Below are 17,048 nucleotides of genomic sequence, written 5' to 3'. Positions count from 1 at the left end.
GCCCCTGTACTCGTTGCCCGCCAACATGGCCGCCGCCCCTCTCGTTCCCGTGGTCACCGTCGCCGGTCTACTTGCAGTATGCGTCCTGCTCGCGGGGCACCTGGCCTCACCCGCTCTGAGCTGGCTGCTCCCCGGCGCCCACGACGCCGCGGCGCTCGCCGGCTGGGAGCGCGCCGCCTCCCTGCCCGTGGGCGCCGCCTCGGTTCCCGCGCGGGTCATTGCGTGGCTCGCGGACGGTTTCGCCGCCCTGCCCGGCGCGCAGTTGCCCTGGCCGGGCGGTGTCCCGGGGATTGTCATCCTCACCGCGGTCACACTGCTGTTCCTCGGCGTCCTGCACGGGGTGGACCACCGCCTGCGTCAGGCATCACCCATCGCGGGCACGGTCGACGCCTCATCGGCCCCGTCACCCGAGCCCGATGCCGTATGGCGCGTTCGCGCGCGCAGGCTACGGGTACGACGTCGCGCGCTCGCGGTGATCGCGTCCCTCGCGGTGATCGTGTTGGTCGTCCTGGGTGCGGTGTGGTGGTTCCGACCGGCGCCCGCGTGGGAGTCCGTGGTGTGCGACGTCGGGCAGGGAGATGCCGTGCTGCACCGCACCGGGGAGCACAGCGCGGTGCTCGTGGATGGCGGGCCCGACCCCAGGGCTCTGCGTCGCTGTCTCGACCAGGCGGGCATCACGCACCTGGACGCGGTGATCGCCACGCACAACCACGACGACCACGTGGCCGGCCTGGAGGGGCTCTCCGATGCGGTGGATGTGGAGCGGGTGTGGTTCTCCACGGCCGGGACGGAGCTACCACGCGAACTGGCACCGCTCACGGAGAAGGCCGAGCAGCCTGCGCCCGGGGCACGACTAACCGCCGGACCGCTCACGGTCGAGGTACTCGCCCCGCGGGTCACGCCTACTGCAACGGGCGGAACCACGCGCGCTCCCGTGCACAGCCGGGTGAGTTCGGAGGACGAGAACAATGCGTCCCTCGTCCTGCTCATCACCCGGACCGCTGACCAGGGGACCACCACCTGGTTGACCGCGGGGGACCTCGAAGCCGATGGGTACCGAGCGGCCACCAGGCTCCTGCCAACAGCAGCCGCCCCACACGTAGATGTGTTGAAGGTCTCCCACCACGGCGCGCGCAACGGTGGGACCGACATCATCAGGGACTCAGATCCCGCCCTGGCGGTGATCTCGGTGGGGGAGGGCAACAGCTACGGCCATCCCCACCCCGCAACCGTGGCGGCCCTACAGGAGACCGGGGCGGCGGTGGCGCGCACGGACCTCAGCGGTTCGTTGTGGATCCGTAAGGAAGGCAATCAGCTCGTGGTCTCGACACGGTGACCGCGCGTCAATCCACTGGGTGCACCGGGTTCGTCGCGTGTGGCTCACGTTTCTTGTTCCAATGCCTCACCCGTCCACACCGGGCCACGGCATGTCCCCACCCGGCGCTAGCATGAGGACCACAGCGGCGCCCTCCCATGCCGCGCGCACCTGAGGAGTTCCGATGCCCCCAGCCCGTCGCAAGGCCGCCGCGCCGCCGCAGACCTCGTGGCGGGACGTCACCCCGCAGCCGCTGGTGCTGGCCTCCGGCTCCGACGAGTACATCCTGCAGCGCGTCAAGGACTCCCTGCGGGACCAGACCCGGGAGCAGCGCGGGTCGTGCGAGGTCACGGACGTCTCCGCCGCCGACTACGAGAGCGGGAGCTTGGCCGTGGTCACGAGCCCCTCCCTGTTCGACGATCCCAAACTCGTGTGCGTCCACGACCTCGCGAGCATGCACGAGAACCTCCTCGCGGACGGCCTGTCGTACGTGGCCAACCCGGACCCGGACGTGACCGTGCTGTGGCAGCACTCCGGGGGTAACCGCGGCAAGAAACTACTGGACGCTCTCAAGGAGTCGGCGCTCGTCCTCGATTGCACGCCGCCCAAATCGGACCGCGACAAGACGGCCTTCGTCCTGGCCGAGTTCCGCGCGCACGGCAAACGCATCGAGCCGGACGCCGCCCGTGCCCTCGCCGCGGCCGTGGGCACGAGCACCGCGGAGCTCGCCGCCGCGTGCGCGCAGTTGATCGCGGACGGCCCGCTCACGGTGGATCACGACCTCGTGGAGAAGTACTACGGCGGGCGCGTGGAGGTCACCGCGTTCCGCGTCGCGGACGCCGCGGTGGCCGGTAACGCGGATCAGGCCCTGAAGCTGTGGCGGCAAGCCGTGGACGTGGGAGTGGACCCGGTCCCCATGGTCGCCGCGCTGGGCTCCAAGATGCGGTTGATCGCGCTGACCGCAGGATCCCGCGGGGGAGCGGGAGCACTTGCGCGGGACGTGGGCGCGGCACCGTGGCAAGTGGAGCGCGCGCAGAACGAGGCCCGCCGGTTCACCGCCGGGGACGTGGCCGCCGCCCTGCAGGCCGTGGCCGAGGCCGACGCCCAGGTCAAGGGTGCGTCCCGGTCCCCGTACTTCGCGGTGGAGCGGGCGATCACCGTGATCGCGACGTCCGGCCACCACTGAGGGGCCATCTCTGAGGGCCACCATTGCGATCCCGGAAGACCCGGGGAAAGAATGCGGGCCCGGCACCGAGAAACGGTGCCGGGCCCGCAGGCGTCCTGTGCGGACGGGGTCAGTCGATTCAGATCTTGGCGACCTTCTTGGCCAGACCGGACTTCTTGTTGGCCGCGGTGTTCTTGTGCAGCACACCCTTGGACACGGCCTTGTCGAGCTTGCGGGACGCGTTGCGCAGCGTCTCGGTCGCAGCTTCCTTGTTGCCGGACTCGACCGCGGCGTCCACCTTGCGGATCAGGGTCTTGAGCTCGGACTTGTAAGAGTTGTTGCGCAGGCGAGCCTTCTCGTTGGTGAGGATGCGCTTCTTCTGCGACTTGATGTTGGCCACGTAAAACTCCTAGAACGTTTGCGGAAGTAGGTCAGTGAGGGCTCACGGATGATCATCGACTGAGTTGTGAGAGTGGGGATGCTCGGTGGCAACCATCCGCTGTGCCCGACGACCAGCGCGGACACACAGCGATCCACTTTAGCAGATCGCCGGCCGCGGCGCCGGTCAGTGGCGGGCGCGGGCGGCGAGCTCCGCGGCCACCGCGTCGAAGCGTGAGCGGGCGAGCACCGCGCCCTCCCGGCGCACGTCCTCGGGGCGCACGGGGATGATCCGGTCGATCCGGGCCTCGGACGGGCGGCCCGAGCGGTCCCAGTCTCCGGTTCCCACGTCCACGAAGTCGGGATCGTCGTGGGCCGCGGTGTCGTGGTCCTTGGAGGTGAGCATCACGCACAGCACGTACTCCCCGGCGCGGTCCACGATCAGCACGGGACGGTCCTTGCCGCGTGAGGGGTCCTCCTCGTAGGGGACCCAGGTCCACACGACCTCGCCCGGATCGGGGCGACCATCCGGGTGGGGGTCGTAGTGCGGGGTCACCGGCCCCGTCCAGTCACCGGGGTAGGGCCGGGAGGTGCCGGCGGGCGACGTCGTCGTCCCCGGCGCGGTGGGCGCGGCGGCCCGATCGCGGCGCGCGTGCCCGGAAGCGTCCCGGGGCAACGGCGCGCGGCCGGCGTCCCGCCGCCCGCGCAGGGTCCGCGAGACCCGCTGATACATCCGGTAGGCCCGCAGGCCCTGGCGCGCGAGGCGCATGAAGTCAGCCATGTGCTCATCGTAGGGGCAGCGGTTCGTCCGTTGCCGCGGAACGTGGGAAACTGGGGAGTCATCCGATCGAAAGGACCGCCCGTGTCACCGTTGGCCGTCAATCCACCGGCTCCCGCCTCGACCGACCCCTCGGTGATCAGGAACTTCTGCATCATCGCCCACATCGACCACGGCAAGTCCACCCTCGCGGACCGGATGCTGCAGGCCACGGGCGTGGTGACGCCCCGGCAGATGAAGGCCCAGTACCTGGACCGCATGGACATCGAACGCGAACGCGGGATCACCATCAAGTCCCAGGCGGTGCGGATGCCGTGGAACGTGGACGGCACGGACTACGCGCTGAACATGATCGACACGCCCGGGCACGTGGACTTCACGTACGAGGTCTCCCGGTCCCTGGCCGCGTGCGAGGCCACGATCCTGCTCGTGGACGCCGCCCAGGGGATCGAGGCGCAGACGCTGGCCAACCTGTACCTCGCGATCGAGAACGACCTCACGATCATCCCGGTGCTCAACAAGATCGACCTGCCGGCCGCGCAGCCGGAGAAGTACGCTACTGAACTCGCCAATTTGATCGGCGTGGAACCCGAGGACGTGCTCAAGGTCTCGGGCAAGACCGGTGAGGGCGTCGAGGAGCTGCTGGACACGATCGTGCGCCAGGTCCCGGCGCCTCAGGGGGTCAAGGACGCGCCGTCGCGTGCCATGATCTTCGACTCGGTGTACGACACCTACCGCGGCGTGGTGACCTATGTGCGCGTGGTGGACGGGACGCTGTCCCCGCGAGAGCGGATCCAGATGATGTCCACCGGGGCCACCCATGAGCTGCTCGAACTCGGTGTGATCTCCCCGGAGCCGGTGCCCTCGCAGGGGCTGAGCGTGGGGGAGGTGGGCTATCTGATCACGGGCGTGAAGGACGTCCGCCAGTCCCGCGTGGGTGACACGGTCACGAGCCAGACCAAGCCCGCGCAGCAGTCCCTGGGTGGGTACGAGGACCCCAAGCCCATGGTGTTCTCGGGACTGTTCCCCGTGGAGGGTTCGGACTACCCCGTGCTGCGGGACGCCCTCGAGAAGCTCCAGCTCAACGACGCCGCCCTGGTGTACGAACCCGAGACTTCCGCCGCGTTGGGCTTCGGCTTCCGTTGCGGTTTCCTGGGGCTGCTGCACCTGGAGATCACCCGCGACCGACTCGAACGCGAATTCAACCTGGACCTGATCTCCACCGCGCCGTCCGTGTCCTACAACGTGACGCTCGAGGACAACTCGGAGGAGCAGGTTACTAACCCGTCCGAGTTCCCGGAGGGACGGATCCTGGAGATCCGCGAACCCATGGTCTCGGCCACCATCCTGGTGCCGTCCGAGTTCATCGGCGCGGTCATGGAACTGTGCCAGTCCAAGCGCGGTGAGATGAAGGGGATGGACTACCTCTCCGAGGACCGCGTGGAGCTGCGCTACCGGTTGCCGCTCGCGGAGATCGTCTTCGACTTCTTCGACCAGCTCAAGTCCAAGACCCGGGGCTACGCGTCCCTGGACTGGAAGGCGGACGGCGAGCAGGCCGCGGATCTCGTGAAGGTGGACATCCTCCTGCAGGGCGAGCAGGTGGACGCGTTCAGCGCGATCACCCACAAGGACAAGGCGTACTCGTACGGCGTGCTCATGACGGGCAAGCTGCAGAAGCTCATCCCGCGCCAGCAGTACGAGGTCCCCATCCAGGCCGCGATCGGTTCCCGGATCATCGCGCGCGAGAACATCCGCGCGATCCGTAAGGACGTGCTCTCCAAGTGCTACGGCGGTGACATCTCCCGTAAGCGCAAGCTGCTCGAGAAACAGAAGGAGGGCAAGAAGCGCATGAAGATGGTGGGCCGCGTGGAGGTCCCCCAGGAGGCCTTCGTGGCCGCGCTGTCCTCGGACGAGGACACCGGGAAGGACAAGAAGAAGTAATGCCCGCCCAACCGGAGGGTGATCCCGCACCCCGGGACGGCGCGCTCCCCGCGGCGTCGGTCGCCCGTGCCACCGATCGCACCCTGAGCCTGTACGTCCACGTCCCGTTCTGCGCGGTGCGCTGCGGGTACTGCGACTTCAACACCTACACCATGGACCAGCTCGGGGACGGCGTCTCCCAGCGCGACTACCACGCCGACGCCGCCGCGGAGGTCCGCTTCGCCCGGTCCGTGCTCGACGCCGCCGGGGCACCGCCGCGCGCGCTGCACAGCGTGTTCTTCGGCGGGGGTACGCCCACCCTTCTGCCCGCCCGGGAGCTCGCGCTCATGCTCGAGCAGGCCAGGGAGAGCTTCGGGCTGGCCCCGGACGCCGAGGTCACCGTGGAGGCCAACCCCGACTCGGTGAGCGAGGAGACGTTCGACGTGCTCGCCGCGGCCGGGGTTACCCGGGTGTCCTTCGGGATGCAGTCCGCGGTGCCCCACGTGCTGCGCGTGCTGGAACGCACGCACACGCCGGCGAACGTCCCGCGCGCCGTCGGCTGGGCCAAGGACCGCGGACTGGGCGCGAGCGTGGACCTGATCTACGGTACACCGGGGGAGAGCGTGGCCGACTGGCGCACCTCGTTGGAGGCCGCGCTGGCCATGGACCCCGACCACGTCTCCGCGTACTCCCTGATCATCGAGGACGGCACCAAGCTGGCCGCCCAGATCCGCCGCGGTGAGGTGCCGGACGTGGATCCGGACGACCAGGCGGAGAAGTACACGCTCGCGGACGCGCTGCTGCGCGAGGCCGGGTTCGAGTGGTACGAGGTGTCCAACTGGTCCCGCGCGGCCCACGGGCGCAGCGCGGTGCAGAACCGCAGCGTGCACAACCTCGCGTACTGGCGCAATCAGGACTGGTGGGGGATCGGCCCGGGGGCGCACTCACACAGTGACGGCGTGCGCTGGTGGAATCTCAAGCACCCGTTGCCCTACACGGCCGCCGTGCGCCGGGGTGACTCACCGGCCGTGGGCCGCGAGACCTTGGATGGCGAGACGCAGTACGTGGAACACGTGATGCTCGGGATCAGGATCCGTGAGGGAATCCCGCTCGAGGGGCTGCGCCCGGAGGGGCGGCACGCGGTGGCCGGATTGATCGCCGACGGCTGGCTGGACGGCGCCGCCGCCCTCCGCGGGTCCGCGGTCCTCACGGACGCGGGGCGTCTGATGGCCGACGCCGTGACGCGCCGCTTGCTCGACTGGTGACCGTGTCAGGAGTTGCGGGCCGCGAACTTGTCGTAGAGGTGGGTGTTGAACCGGTACTGGTGCGGTTCGCCGCGGTTGACCGTCACGCCCGCGCGCACGGAGGTGATGGCCAGGAACAGCCAGGTCACGGCGGCGATGACCGAGAAGAGCCATCCGATGAACGGGATGAGTGAGAGCACGATGCCCGCGAGGATCACCAGGGTGGGCAGCATGGTGTAGTTGGCGGCTTCCCGGGATTCCTGAGCGGTGAAGGGACCGCGGTCCTTGAACACCCGGTGGATCATGTAGCTGGGCAGTACGCCCACCACGCCACCCAGGTGGGCGAGGGTGGCCCACTGCCGGTCCTGGGACACGTCCAGGGGTTGCGCCACGGGGGCCACGGACTCGAACGGAGTCTCGGCGGAGCGAGTGGAGGGGGAGGGAGCAGCGTCAGTCACGAGCGGGTGTGCCTTTCACGGGCGGTAGCCATCCGGGTCGGTGGACGCCGGTGCTCCCATCCTACGGTCGTTCCCGCGTGGCTCGCGCCGGACGACGATACCAGGCGTCACCGACGCTGAGGGTTACCGCTAACGCGGGTCACCGAAGCCGTAGACCACCGGCTTTGAGCGCCGTCGACGTCGTGGGTCACCGCAGGTCAGGCGCAGCCCGGGTCAGGAATCGGCGGCGTCCGGGGCGGTGAGGAAGTCGATGAGCTCCTCCACGCGGCCCAGCAAGGCCGGTTCGAGGTCTGCGTACGTGTTCACTCGTGCAAGGATCGCCTGCCACGCCCGCCCCACGTCCTGGGGTGTGCGGTGCGGTAGGCCCAGCGCGCGTGCCATCCCGGTCTTCCAATCCACCCCGCGCGGGATCACGGGCCACTCCCGGATCCCCAGGGCGCTGGGCTTCACGGCCTGCCAGATGTCCACGTAGGGGTGTCCGAGGATGAGCACATTGTCCCGGGCACCCGGGACCGCGAGCGCCTCCTGGGCGATCCTGGACTCCTTGGAGCCCGCGACCAGGTGGTCCACTAGGATCCCGAGCCGGCGCTGCGGGCCGGGGTGGAACTCGGCGATGGCTGAGGGGAGGTCGTCGATCCCGTGCAGGGGTTCCACCACGGTGCCCTCGACCGCGAGGTCGTGGCCCCACACCTTGGCCACGAGCTCGGCGTCGTGGTACCCCTCGACCCACACACGCGACTCCTTGGCCACGGACGCGCGCAAGTTCTCGACCTCGACCGACCCCGAACGCGTGATCCGGGGCTTGGCCGGGGCGCTGCGGGTCTCGGGCGGGCCCAGCCGCACGGGTTCGCCGTCCAGGAGGAAGCCCGGGCCCAGGGGGAAGGACTTCACGCGCCCGTGCCGGTCCTCCAGACCCACCACGCGCATCCCGCCGATGGTCTCCACGTCCTCGAGCACCATGTCCCGGGCCACGGGGACGTCCCGGGAGACGGGACCGGTGCGGGCGACGTCGGGACTGCCTAGGTCCTGGGGACCCCAGGACCAGCCGGATGCGTTCACGGGCGACTCCTCCACGTCGTGCCGCGGCGCGAGCGCGCCGCCGGGCAGGCGAATCAGCCGCGAGCGTATCAAAATCGGCCCCTGACCCACGGGCCCTTGACTGCCAGGATTAGCACTGTGAACTCTTGAGTGCCAGAATTGCCAGCAACGGGAGGTGAGACACATGGAGCATCCGCGCCGAGCGCAGATCCTGCGCGCCATCGTGGAGGACTACGTCCATTCGCGTGAACCCGTGGGGTCCAAGGCGCTCGTGGAACGCCACCGTTTACCCGTCTCCTCCGCCACGGTGCGCAACGACATGGCCGCCCTCGAGGAGGACGGGCTGATCGTGGCACCGCACACGAGCTCGGGTCGGATCCCCACGGACCGAGGTTATCGCGAGTTCGTCAATCAGATCGCAGCCCTGGAGCCCCTCACCTCCGCCCAGCGCCGCGCGATCCAGGTGTTCATGGACGGCGCCCAGGACCTGGACGACATCATGGAGCGCACCGTGCGCCTGCTCGCCCAGCTCACCCACCAGGTGGCCGTGATCCAGTATCCCGTGCGCACCGGGATCACCGTGCGCCACGTGGAACTCGTGGACGTGGGGGACGCCCGCGTACTCGTGATCCTGATCCCCACCACCGGACGCGTGGCCCAACGCACCGTGGAACTGCCCGTCACCCTGACCGAGGCCCAGCTGCTGGAGCTGCGCGCCCACGTGCTCGCACGCCTGCTCGGCACGCCCGTGGAAGACGTCCCCGACGCCGCCGTGACCCTGCCCCCGGCCCTGCCCGAGGAACTGCGCGACGCCGGGACCGCGGTGACCGGGGCGCTCGCGGTGCTCGCAGCGGTGTCGGACGAACACCGCCTGGTGATGGCCGGGACCGCGAACCTCGCGCGCTTCAGCGGGGACTTCCCGCAGAGCATCTCCCCGGTGCTCGAGGCGCTTGAGGAACAAGTAGCCATGCTGCGATTGTTGTCCGAGATGCAGCAGGACGAACGCGGGGTCGCGGTGCGCATCGGCTCCGACCACAGCGACGACCCCCTGGCGGAGGCGTCCGTGGTGGCCACGGGTTACGGTCCGCACGCCGCGTCCAAGGTGGGAGTCGTGGGGCCCACACGCATGGACTACCCCACGACCATGGCCTCCGTGCGCGCGGTGGCCCGCTACCTGTCCAAGAACCTGGGGGCTGAGCGCACGTGAGCGCCGCCCGCCCCGCTCGACCGTAGAACCGTAGAACCGACGAAAGAAGAAACGACGACATCGTGAGCGATCACTACGAAACCCTCGGCGTGAGCCGGGACGCCAGCGCCGAAGAGATCAAGCGCGCCTACCGCAAGAAGGCCCGCAAACTCCACCCGGACGTGAACCCCTCACCCGAGGCCGCCGAGGAGTTCAAGCGCGTCTCCCACGCCAATGACGTCCTCTCCGACCCGGACAAGCGCCGCGTCTACGACGCCACGGGCAACGAGAACGGCACGGACACCGGCTTCGGCGGGGGCTTCCCCGGTACGGGCTTCGGCTTCTCCGACATCTTCGAGACGTTCTTCCAGGGCGCGGGAGCCGGTGGCCAGCGCGGCCCCCAGTCCCGCACCCGCCAGGGCCAGGACGCCCTGATCAACGTGCGGATCTCCCTCAAGGACGCCGTGTTCGGCATGGAGAAGGACATCACGGTGGACACCGCCGTCGTGTGCCCCACGTGCCAGGGCACGTGCTGCCAGCCCGGCACGAGCCCCGTGACGTGCACCATGTGCCGCGGCTCCGGGCACATGCAGTACCAGCGCCAGTCCATCCTGGGCATGGTCACCACCCAGGCCCCGTGCTCCCAGTGCAACGGCTTCGGCACCGTGATCGAGAGCCCGTGCCACGAGTGCTACGGCGAGGGCCGCGTGCGCGACCGCCGCCCCCTGACCGTGAAGATCCCCGCCGGCATCCAGTCCGGCAACCGCATCCGCCTGGGCGGCCAGGGTGAGGCCGGCACCGCCGGCGGACCCAACGGCGACCTCTTCGTGGAACTCAAGGTGGACCCGGACCCCACCTTCCTCCGCGAGGGCGACGATCTCCACGCCCGCCTGCGTATCCCCATGACCGCCGCCGCGCTCGGCACCACCGTGAGCCTCGAGACGTTCGACGGCGCTCGCACGGTGGACGTCGATCCCGGCACCCAGTCCGGTGCGACCGTCACGCTCGACGACCTGGGCGTCACCCACCTGCGGGGCAAGGGCCGCGGGGACCTCAAGGTGCACTTCGAGGTGGAGACCCCCAAGGACCTCTCCTCCGAACAGCGCGAACTGCTCGAGCGACTCGCCGAGCTGCGCGGTGAGGAAGCAGCGGACGGTACGACCGTGAACACCAACCACTCCGGTGGGTTCTTCTCCCGGTTGCGGGACCGGTTCAACGACCTGTGACCAACCCCGTCTTCCACGTCCCCGCTGAGGACCTCTCCCGGGCGCACCCGGGGGAGGTCCTGGACGTCGCGGGTCCCGAGGCCAAGCACGCGGTGACCGTGCGGCGCCTGCGCGCGGGGGAGGCCCTGGACCTCGTGGACGGGCACGGCACCCGTGCGGTGTGCACGTTCGACTCCGGGGCCAAGGACCGGATGAGCGTGACCGTCCAGGAGATCCACCACGACGCAGCGCAGCAGCCGGAGTTCACGCTGGTGCAGGCACTCGCCAAGGGGGACCGGGACCTGCAGGCCGCGGAGGCCGCCACGGAACTCGGGGTCTCCCGGGTGATCCCGTGGCAGGCGGAGCGCAGCATCGTGCGCGTCCACGCGGACCGCGCGGCCAAACTCATGGCCAAGTGGGACTCCACCCTGGCCGCGGCGGCCAAGCAGTCCCGGCGCGCCCGCTGGCCCGAACGCGGTGACTGGGTGGACACCGCGGGTCTGGCCCGGCTGATCGCTGCGGAACCCCAGATGCTGTGGCTCGTGCTGCATGAATCGGCGAGCACACGTTGGTCCACCCCGGACGTGACCCGGTGGGGCGATCGGTCCCGGATCGCGGTGATCGTGGGCCCGGAGGGAGGGATCGGTGACGGAGAGCTCGAGGCGTTGTGCGCCGCCGGTGCTCAGCCGATGCGCCTGGGGACCACTGTCATGCGATCGTCCACCGCGGGACCCGCGGCACTGGCCGCGCTGCACGCGGTGCTCGGGCTCTGGGACTGACCCGGGACCCAACGGGGAGGGCTCAGTCCCCGGCGCGCACCGTGATCGCGTGATCGTCGGACACGGTGGTGCCGGAATCGTCCGTGCCGCTCACGCGCACGGTGTACGTCCCGGGGTCGAGCGTGACACTCGTGCGTAGTTCCGTGCCCGTGGTCGGATCTGAGCCGGGGGAAGCGGGTGCGACGTTCCCACTGTGCACGACGCGGTCGTCCTCGAGCACCTCCCAGCGGGCGTCACGCACCGAGGGCAGCACGCGGGCGAAGACCGTCACGGGGCTCTTGGGTTCCGCCCCGGTCTGGGGGTCCACGAGCCACACGGGCGCGGCCAGTGCAGAGTCACGCGTGAGCGGGGCATTAAGTTCCACGGCTCCGAAGGCCTTGTACCCGCTCTGCCCGTTCACGAGGACCCGCACCTCCTTGGCCGTGGACGAGTCCAACAGCCCGGCGGTCACAGCCGCCGCGGAGACCGTGTACACCATTTGCTGCAGTGCGACCCGCGCGTCCTGCGAGGAGAGCTGGGAGGCGAACGCGGCGGCGGGCAGGTCCACGGTGATGGTTCCGTCCGGGGACACGGAGGTGCCCACGGTGTCCACGGCGGACCACAGGGACCGGTAGTCCGGGTCCGCGGGGGTGGCCGAGGTGACCATGAGTGCCGCCTGGGCCACGGGGTCGGTCGTGTCCTGGGAGGTCGGGGTGCGGAACTCGCGGAACAGGTAGCGCGATTGGTCCCCGGTGCCCACCCAGTACACGGGGGCCTGTTCGGTGGCCACGCCTTCCATCGCCGTGTCCGTGTTCATGGGTGCGGAGGCGATCCCGGGGGCGGCTTCGGAGTTGTGGTCCGGTCGGTCGGCGGCGGTCCCGCACGAGGCCACGACCGCGGCGAGCGACACGGCGAGCGCCCCCGTCGCGGCGCGCCGAAGTCCGCCGGGCGCGGTGGCGCGACGACGCTGCGGCTCGGTCGTTCCTGCGGGATTTTTCACGGCTACACAACTTACCCACCGGAAGCCACGGGCGCTAACGTCGCACGTGGATCCGGGCGGACCGTTATTGGATTGCAACCTGCGGCGTGCGAGCCCGTCGGTCCCGGCGGGTCCGGGTCCGCGCGCACCGGTAGGCTGGACCCGATGAGCGAACCAACCGAAGGGACCGAGGCACTGAGCACTCCGCCCACCGAACGAACCCGCGTCACCGTGCACGTACCGGATCGGGAGACCGCCGTCCGGACCTTGGGTCACGGGGACGCGACCTTACGTCTGCTCGAGCAGCAGTTCCCGGCCGTGCGGATGACCGTGCGGGACCTGGACGTGGCCCTCGAGGGGCCCGTGATCGACACCCGCCTGGCCGCCTCCTTACTCGAGGAACTTCTCGCGATGGCGCTGCGCGGCACCGAGATCACCGAACGCACGGTGCTGCGCGTGGCCCGCATGATGCGTGACGCCCAGGACCTGCGCCCGTCGAGCGCGCTGTCCACGAGCATCCTCTCCACCCGGGGCAAGACCATCCGGCCCAAGACCGTGAACCAGAAGACCTACGTGGACGCGATCGACGAGCACACCGTGGTCTTCGGGATCGGGCCCGCCGGTACCGGCAAGACGTACCTGGCCATGGCCAAGGCCGTGCGCGCCCTGCAGGCCAAGGAGGTCAACCGGATCATTCTCACGCGTCCCGCGGTGGAGGCCGGCGAGCGACTGGGCTTCCTCCCGGGTTCGCTCAACGACAAGATCGACCCCTACCTGCGTCCCCTCTACGACGCCCTGCACGACATGATGGACCCCGAGTCCATTCCGCGGCTCATGGAGGCCGGGACCATCGAGGTCGCCCCGCTGGCCTACATGCGCGGGCGCACCCTTAACGACGCCTTCGTGATCCTTGACGAGGCCCAGAACACCACCCCGGAACAAATGAAGATGTTCCTCACCCGTCTAGGCTTCGGCTCACGGATCGTGGTCACCGGTGACGTGACCCAGGTGGACCTGCCCGGGACCACCAAGTCCGGACTGCGCCAAGTCCAACACGTGCTCGGGAAGATCGACGACATCGCGTTCTGCGAACTGACCTCCGCGGACGTGGTGCGCCACGAACTCGTGGGCGAGATCGTGGCCGCCTACGACCAGTTCGACACCACCAACCGCCACCGCGTGGAACGAGCCCGCCGCAAGGACGAACGCCGAGCGGCGTCGTCCGAGCGCACCGGGGGAGACACCCCGTGAGCGTGGCCTTCGACCTGCCCTGGGACACCCCCGCCGAACAGGCCGAGCTGCCCACCGCCTACCGCGCCGTGGACACCGACCAGCTCGAGGCCCTCGTGGACCTCGCCTTCACCCGCTGGCACCTGCACCCCGACACCGAGGTCAGCATCGCCGTAGTGGACGAGACCCGCATGGCCGAACTGCACGAACAGTGGCTGGACCTGCCCGGAGCCACCGACGTCATGTCCTTCCCCATGGACGAACTGCGCGAGGGCACCCCCGACGACCCTAGCCTGGGCGTCCTCGGGGACGTCGTACTGTGCCCACCCGTGGCCGAACGCCAGGCCGCGGCCGCCGGCCACAGCACCCAGGACGAACTGTGCCTGCTCACCACCCACTCCCTGCTGCACCTGCTGGGCCACGACCACGCCCACGAGGACGAACGCGCCCGCATGTTCACCGCCCAGCGCTCGCTGCTCGAGGAGTTCCTGGGCCGGGACGCGCCCGTGGAGACCATGACGTGAGGCGCCGCACCGCCTCCGACCCCCGCACCGACTGAACGACCGAGGACCCGCGATGACCCAGCCCTCTGAACAGCCCGCTGACTTCCGCGCCGGTTTCGCCGTGTTCGTGGGCCGGCCCAACGTGGGCAAGTCCACGCTGACCAATGCGCTCGTGGGGCGCAAGGTCGCGATCACGTCCAACCGTCCGCAGACCACGCGGCACACCATCCGCGGGATCGTGCACCGCACCGACGGTCAGTTGATCCTCGTGGACACCCCCGGCCTGCACCGTCCGCGCACGCTGCTCGGTCAGCGGCTCAACGACGTCGTGGCCCAGACCCTGGGTGAGGTGGACGTGATCGGCTTCTGCGTGCCCGCGGACCAGAAGGTGGGCCCGGGGGACCGGTACATCGCCCAGCAGGTCGTCGCCGCCGTCGGGCGCACCCCCGTGGTCGCGATCGTGACCAAGGCAGACCTCGTCCCCCAGCAGCGCCTCGCCGAACAGCTCGTGGCCGTGAGCGAGCTCGGGCGCGAGGTCGTCACCGAGGAGCGCGCCCAGCGCGACGCACGACGACGACGTCGCGACGCGGCGCCGTCCGCCAAGGGCGCCGGCGGTCGCCCGGCCGCGCAGCGCACCGAGGACACGCCGGCCGGATGGGCCCACGTGATCCCCGTGAGCGCGGCGGACGGCTTCCAGATGGACGAGATCGCCGAGCTGCTCGTGTCGCTGATGCCCGTCTCCCCGCCCCTGTACCCGGAAGGGGACCTCACTGACGAGCCGGAGGTCACCATGATGGGCGAACTCATCCGCGAGGCTGCGCTCGAGGGCGTGCGGGACGAACTGCCCCACTCGCTCGCCGTGGTCGTGGACGAGGTCTCCGAACGTGAAGGCCGCTCACCGGACAACCCCATGCTGGACGTCCACGCGAGCCTGTACGTGGAACGGGACTCCCAGAAGGCCATCGTGATCGGTAAGCGCGGTGCGCGACTGCGCGAGATCGGGACGCGCGCGCGAGCCCAGATCGAGTCTCTACTGGGCACCCGGATCTACCTGGACCTGCACGTCAAGGTCGCCAAGGAATGGCAACGGGACCCCCGACAGCTGTCCAAGCTCGGGTTCTGACCGGACACACACCACACGCCAACCCGGTGCCGTAGCCTGACCCACCAGTCAGGGCCGCACGCCCCCCCGATCCGAGACCCCAGGAGACGTCACCGGTGGATCCCAGCTCAGCACCACGCCGGAGCCGCCGGAGTTCGCGTACGAGCGCGCCGTGGAGCACGCATCCCGCCCGCCGCACGAATCGCGACGGCGAGGCGTACGACCTGCGCCAGACCGGACGTCATCACCGCGCCCATGTCCATCGCCCCTCGGTACGCAGGATCGCCGTGATCCTGGCCGTGTTCGGGCTGCTGGCCGTGCTCGGCATCGGCGGGATCGCCGCGCTGCGCCTGACCGGCAACCTCACCTCGAGCCCCCTGAACCTCTCCGACGGTGCCGAGAACGTGGACGACGGCCCCCTGGACATCCTCGTCATGGGCTCGGACACTCGCCACGGTCAGGGCAACAGCGAATACGGCAGCGAGGACGACGCCGAGGGCCGCACCGACGTCATGATGCTCATGCACGTGACCGAGAACCGCGATGCCGTCACCGTGGTCTCCTTTCCCCGGGACCTCTTGGTCAGGATCCCGCAGTGCACGGACCCCACGAGCGGCACCGTGTACCCGGCCACGACCGGGATGCTCAACAGTGCGGTGGAACACGGCGGCCCTGGGTGCACCGTGGCCGCGATCAACCGACTCACCGGCGTGAACATCGACCACTTCATGCTCGCCGACTTCAACGCCGTCAAGGAACTCTCCAGCGCCGTGGGCGGCGTGCAGGTGTGCGTCAACGAACCCGTGGATGACCCCAAGTCCGGGCTGCGTCTGCCCGCCGGGATCTCCTCCGTGGAGGGCGAACAGGCACTCGCGTTCCTGCGTTCCCGCGCGGCGTTCGGCAACGGTGGGGACGAGGCCCGCATCCGCTCGCAGCAGTCGTTCCTGGCGTCCCTCACGCGCAAGATCCAGGCGGACGGGACGCTCACCAACCTCCCGCAGCTCTACCACATCGCCGAGGTGATGACCCAAAACCTACACGTGGACCAGGGGTTGACCTCCATCCCCACCCTCGTGGGCATGGCCGGTGCGCTCAACGGCATCGATCCCGGCCGGATCGCGTTCGTGACCGCGCCGTCCGAGCCCTACCCGCAGGACCCCAACCGGTTGCAGCTGGACGAGAAGCCCGCCGAGCGGCTCTTCGAGACCCTGCGTCGGGACGTCTCCGTCACGGAGGCTCGCGACGCGCCGTCGGCGTCCCCCGGGCCCTCCCACGCGGTGGGGGAGACCGCCACCCCCGCGCCGAGTGCCGCGCACCCCACGGAGCCGGCGGCATCGCCCACCGCGACCGGCCCCGCCGTGGACCCGTCGCTCGTGCCGATCACGGTGAGCAACCGCACGGACGCCGGGGGCCGGGACCACCAGCTCGTGAGCGTGCTCGAACGCGCCGGCTACGACCAGGCGCGCACCGCGTCCTCCGGCACGCAGCTCGCGGCCACGCAGATGTTCTACAACCCCAACTGGGCGCTGGCCGCGGACGACGTCGCCGCTGTCCTGAACGTCTCACCGAGCCAACTCGTGGCGAGCTACGACGTGCCCGGGATCGAGGTCGCGGTGGGCCAGGACTTCCGTAGCGGTGACACGATGGACCGCAACGCCGCCCTGCCCGACGACCTGCAGGGCCAGACCGCGGAGCAGTTCACGTGCCAGGAGACCGCGGCGGGGTAACGATCCGGTGTGCCGGCGACCTAGTGGTACGTTGGATCACATGCGGCAAGGGATGACGCTAC

At 69.9% G+C, this 17,048-nt stretch carries 16 protein-coding genes; 11 read left to right on the top strand and 5 right to left on the bottom strand.

All coding sequences use genetic code 11. From position 1 onward, the window contains the following. Both J1M36_RS00285 and holA read left to right on the top strand, forming a co-directional pair. A partial coding sequence (locus J1M36_RS00285) for an MBL fold metallo-hydrolase (protein WP_206478261.1) occupies positions 1–1,336 on the top strand: 1,336 nt, incomplete at its 5' end. A gap of 163 nt (positions 1,337–1,499) precedes the next feature. Further along, entirely contained in the window at positions 1,500–2,501 is a 1,002-nt protein-coding gene (gene holA, locus J1M36_RS00280) for a DNA polymerase III subunit delta (protein WP_206478260.1), read from the top strand. Between the two features lie 118 nt (positions 2,502–2,619). Here holA and rpsT read toward each other — a convergent pair whose 3' ends face one another. Together rpsT and J1M36_RS00270 are read right to left on the bottom strand one after the other, a co-directional pair. Then, complete coding sequence (gene rpsT, locus J1M36_RS00275; protein ID WP_035961892.1) at positions 2,620–2,880, bottom strand: 30S ribosomal protein S20; 261 nt, start codon at positions 2,878–2,880, stop codon at positions 2,620–2,622. Between the two features lie 165 nt (positions 2,881–3,045). Further along, positions 3,046–3,639: a type II toxin-antitoxin system PemK/MazF family toxin gene (locus tag J1M36_RS00270; protein ID WP_167318515.1), complete on the bottom strand. Its 594-nt coding sequence runs from the start codon at positions 3,637–3,639 to the stop codon at positions 3,046–3,048. 81 nt (positions 3,640–3,720) lie between these two features. Here J1M36_RS00270 and lepA point away from each other — a divergent pair, with 81 nt between their 5' ends. Together lepA and hemW are read left to right on the top strand one after the other, a co-directional pair. Next, the gene (gene lepA / locus J1M36_RS00265; RefSeq protein ID WP_206478259.1) at positions 3,721–5,577 is read left to right on the top strand and encodes a translation elongation factor 4; all 1,857 of its coding nucleotides are present in this window, start codon (positions 3,721–3,723) and stop codon (positions 5,575–5,577) included. Then, positions 5,577–6,821: a radical SAM family heme chaperone HemW gene (hemW, locus tag J1M36_RS00260; protein ID WP_206398788.1), complete on the top strand. Its 1,245-nt coding sequence runs from the start codon at positions 5,577–5,579 to the stop codon at positions 6,819–6,821. The genes lepA and hemW overlap by 1 nt, the downstream gene beginning before the upstream one ends. A gap of 5 nt (positions 6,822–6,826) precedes the next feature. On the opposite strand, the gene J1M36_RS00255 is transcribed toward hemW, so the two are convergent. Beyond that, a complete protein-coding gene (locus J1M36_RS00255) occupies positions 6,827–7,258 on the bottom strand; it encodes a DUF4870 domain-containing protein (protein WP_064845857.1) in 432 nt (143 codons plus the stop codon). Between the two features lie 213 nt (positions 7,259–7,471). Then, entirely contained in the window at positions 7,472–8,317 is an 846-nt protein-coding gene (locus J1M36_RS00250; RefSeq protein WP_206478258.1) for a DUF3097 family protein, read from the bottom strand. A 163-nt stretch (positions 8,318–8,480) separates the two neighbouring features. Here J1M36_RS00250 and hrcA point away from each other — a divergent pair, with 163 nt between their 5' ends. The 3 genes from hrcA (at position 8,481) to J1M36_RS00235 (ending at position 11,466) form a co-directional block, all read left to right on the top strand. Continuing rightward, positions 8,481–9,503, top strand: a complete 1,023-nt coding sequence (gene hrcA / locus J1M36_RS00245) for a heat-inducible transcriptional repressor HrcA (protein WP_131332955.1) — start codon at positions 8,481–8,483, stop codon at positions 9,501–9,503. Between the two features lie 62 nt (positions 9,504–9,565). After that, on the top strand, positions 9,566–10,708 hold the full coding sequence (dnaJ, locus tag J1M36_RS00240; RefSeq protein ID WP_144996703.1) for a molecular chaperone DnaJ: 1,143 nt from the start codon (positions 9,566–9,568) through the stop codon (positions 10,706–10,708). Continuing rightward, positions 10,705–11,466, top strand: coding sequence for a 16S rRNA (uracil(1498)-N(3))-methyltransferase (locus tag J1M36_RS00235; protein WP_206478257.1), 762 nt, complete (start codon positions 10,705–10,707; stop codon positions 11,464–11,466). Before dnaJ ends, J1M36_RS00235 begins: the two co-directional genes overlap by 4 nt. 22 nt (positions 11,467–11,488) lie before the next feature. On the opposite strand, the gene J1M36_RS00230 is transcribed toward J1M36_RS00235, so the two are convergent. Then, positions 11,489–12,445, bottom strand: coding sequence for a GerMN domain-containing protein (locus tag J1M36_RS00230; RefSeq protein ID WP_206478256.1), 957 nt, complete (start codon positions 12,443–12,445; stop codon positions 11,489–11,491). Positions 12,446–12,589: 144 nt separating this feature from the next. On the opposite strand from J1M36_RS00230, the gene J1M36_RS00225 reads away from it, so the two are divergent. The 4 genes from J1M36_RS00225 (at position 12,590) to J1M36_RS00210 (ending at position 16,986) form a co-directional block, all read left to right on the top strand. Continuing rightward, on the top strand, positions 12,590–13,675 hold the full coding sequence (locus J1M36_RS00225; protein ID WP_085106037.1) for a PhoH family protein: 1,086 nt from the start codon (positions 12,590–12,592) through the stop codon (positions 13,673–13,675). 47 nt (positions 13,676–13,722) lie between these two features. Beyond that, positions 13,723–14,178 carry an rRNA maturation RNase YbeY gene (gene ybeY / locus J1M36_RS00220; protein WP_231885507.1) on the top strand — a complete coding sequence of 152 codons (456 nt, stop codon included), beginning with the start codon at positions 13,723–13,725 and terminating at the stop codon, positions 14,176–14,178. 52 nt (positions 14,179–14,230) lie between these two features. Next, on the top strand, positions 14,231–15,280 hold the full coding sequence (locus J1M36_RS00215) for a GTPase Era (protein ID WP_206478255.1): 1,050 nt from the start codon (positions 14,231–14,233) through the stop codon (positions 15,278–15,280). 266 nt (positions 15,281–15,546) lie between these two features. Next, entirely contained in the window at positions 15,547–16,986 is a 1,440-nt protein-coding gene (locus J1M36_RS00210; protein WP_342358258.1) for an LCP family protein, read from the top strand. The last annotated feature ends 62 nt before the right edge of the window (positions 16,987–17,048 follow it).

Source organism: Kocuria sp. KRD140 (genome assembly GCF_017168375.1).
Taxonomy (GTDB): domain Bacteria; phylum Actinomycetota; class Actinomycetes; order Actinomycetales; family Micrococcaceae; genus Kocuria; species Kocuria marina.
Note: the sequence above shows the minus strand (reverse complement) of the source record. Positions and strands in the feature narration are given on the sequence as shown.

Excerpts from the sequence above, each read along its gene's own strand:
- J1M36_RS00215 (WP_206478255.1), top strand. The coding sequence starts at position 14,231 with ATGACCCAGCCCTCTGAACAGCCCGCTGACTTCCGCGCCGGTTTCGCC.
- hrcA (WP_131332955.1), top strand. The coding sequence starts at position 8,481 with ATGGAGCATCCGCGCCGAGCGCAGATCCTGCGCGCCATCGTGGAGGAC.
- J1M36_RS00225 (WP_085106037.1), top strand. The coding sequence starts at position 12,590 with ATGAGCGAACCAACCGAAGGGACCGAGGCACTGAGCACTCCGCCCACC.
- hemW (WP_206398788.1), top strand. The coding sequence starts at position 5,577 with ATGCCCGCCCAACCGGAGGGTGATCCCGCACCCCGGGACGGCGCGCTC.
- J1M36_RS00270 (WP_167318515.1), bottom strand. The coding sequence starts at position 3,639 with ATGGCTGACTTCATGCGCCTCGCGCGCCAGGGCCTGCGGGCCTACCGG.
- holA (WP_206478260.1), top strand. The coding sequence starts at position 1,500 with ATGCCCCCAGCCCGTCGCAAGGCCGCCGCGCCGCCGCAGACCTCGTGG.